1 protein-coding gene is annotated in these 1,758 nt (G+C 77.9%); it reads left to right on the plus strand.

Translation table 11 applies throughout. The features are described from left to right. On the plus strand, positions 1 to 1,729 hold a 1,729-nt coding region (locus tag ACFUN8_RS37285), incomplete at its 5' end, for a helix-hairpin-helix domain-containing protein (RefSeq protein WP_383647872.1). Positions 1,730 to 1,758 lie beyond the last annotated feature (29 nt).

Raw genomic sequence — 1,758 nt, forward strand, 5'->3', positions numbered from 1 at the left:
CCCCGCGACCGCTCCGGAGGCCGTGGCGGCCGTAGGGGCCGTGCTCGCCGAGGGGGGCGCGCCCCGGACGCTGGCCGCGCAGGTCACGGCCACGCTCGGGGCGCAGGCCGGTGAGGCCCTGCGCGAGGATCCGTGGCTGCTGCTGTCCGTCCCCGGTGTCCGGCCCGAGCAGGCCGACGGTTTCGCCCGCGCGCTGCTCGGCGACGGCTGCGGTCCCGGTGACGAGCGGCGGGCCGCCGCTCTCGTCGGCTGGCTGCTGGAGCAGGCCGCCGTGCGGGGCCACACCGCGCTCGCGTTCCCGGCGGTGAGGGCCGCGCTGTCGGACCGGTCGGTGCCCGATCCCGACGAGGCGCTCCGGCACGCCATCGCCGAGGGGGCCGTGCTGGTGTTCCAGGACGGCGCCGAGGACGCCGACGCGGACTCCGGGGGCGAGGCGGCGGACGGCGAGGACGCGGCGGGCGCCGCCGACGGTCCGGCCGTGCCCGTCCTGCTCGGTCTCGACCGGTACGCCCTCGCCGAGGAGAGCCTGGCCGACGGCCTGGCCCGGCTGGTGAAGACCGCGCAGGAGGCGTCCTGGGACGAGGCCGCCGCGCAGGCGCCGTCGCCGTCGGCGGGCGAGCTGATCCGCGCGGTCTCCGGGCACGGCCTGGTGGTCCACACCGGCGGTGAGGCCGCGCGCGCCGAGCCGGTGGCTCTCGCCGAGGCGGTGCGCACGCTCGGTCTGCGGCCGGTCGTGGCCGCGCACGGCGAGAACGGCCGGCGCCGGCTGGGTGCGGGCGCCGTGACCGTCGCGGGGCTGCTGTCCGGCGCGGAGGGGCCGGGGCGGGACGCCGACGGCGCACTGGACCTCGACCTCCTCGTCGTCCTGGACGCGCCGCAGCTGGACGTGGAGACGGCGACGGTGCTGGTGGAGTCGCTGCCCGACGGCGCGCGGCTGGTCCTCAGCGGTGACCCCGGGGTGCTGTGGTCGGCGGGTGCGGGGCGGGTCTTCGCGGATCTGCTGGCCGCCCGTGTGTGCCCGCAGATCGCCTCGCGGACGCCCGACCCCGGGCCGCTCGGCGAGCTGGTCTCCGGCATCGGTATCGGCGAGTTGAACCAGGTCGAGGCGCCCGGCAAGGAGGTCGTGATCGTGCCCGTGCGCGACGCGGGCGAGGCCGTGCACCGTACGGTGCAGCTCGTCGCCGACTCGGTGCCGCGCGCCATCGGTGTGCCGTCCGGGCAGACGCAGGTGATCACGGTGGGGCACGGCGGCGCGGTGGGCACGCGTGCCCTGAACGTGGCGCTGAAGGAGCGGCTGAATCCCGGTCCCGGCCGGTTCGGCGGTTTCGACCCGGACGACCGGGTCGCCTATGTGCCCGCGCCGGGCCGGACGCTGACGGGCGCGGTGGTGTCGGCGGACGCGGAGGGGCTCCGGCTGGACTGCGACGGGGTGCCCGTGGTGGTGCCCAGGGAGCTGGTCGAGTCGGTCGTACGGCACGGCTGGGCGCTCACCGCGCACCAGGCGGCGGGGATGCGGTGGCCGGCCGCCGTCGTGGTGCTGCCCGGCGACTCGGCGCAGGGTCTGAACCGGCCCTGGGTGTACACCGCCTTCAGCCGGGGCGAGCGCCATCTGTCCGTGGTCCACGGCGTCGACCAGGCGCTCGCGCAGGCCGTGGCGGGCGTGGGGGCCGCCGAGCGGACGACGCGGCTCCGTGGGCTCCTGGAGGGCCTGCTGACGCCCTCGGTATGACCCGAACGGCCGACGGCCCGCCCACGGAG

This window comes from Streptomyces sp. NPDC057307 (assembly GCF_042667665.1).
In the GTDB taxonomy this organism is placed as follows: domain Bacteria; phylum Actinomycetota; class Actinomycetes; order Streptomycetales; family Streptomycetaceae; genus Streptomyces.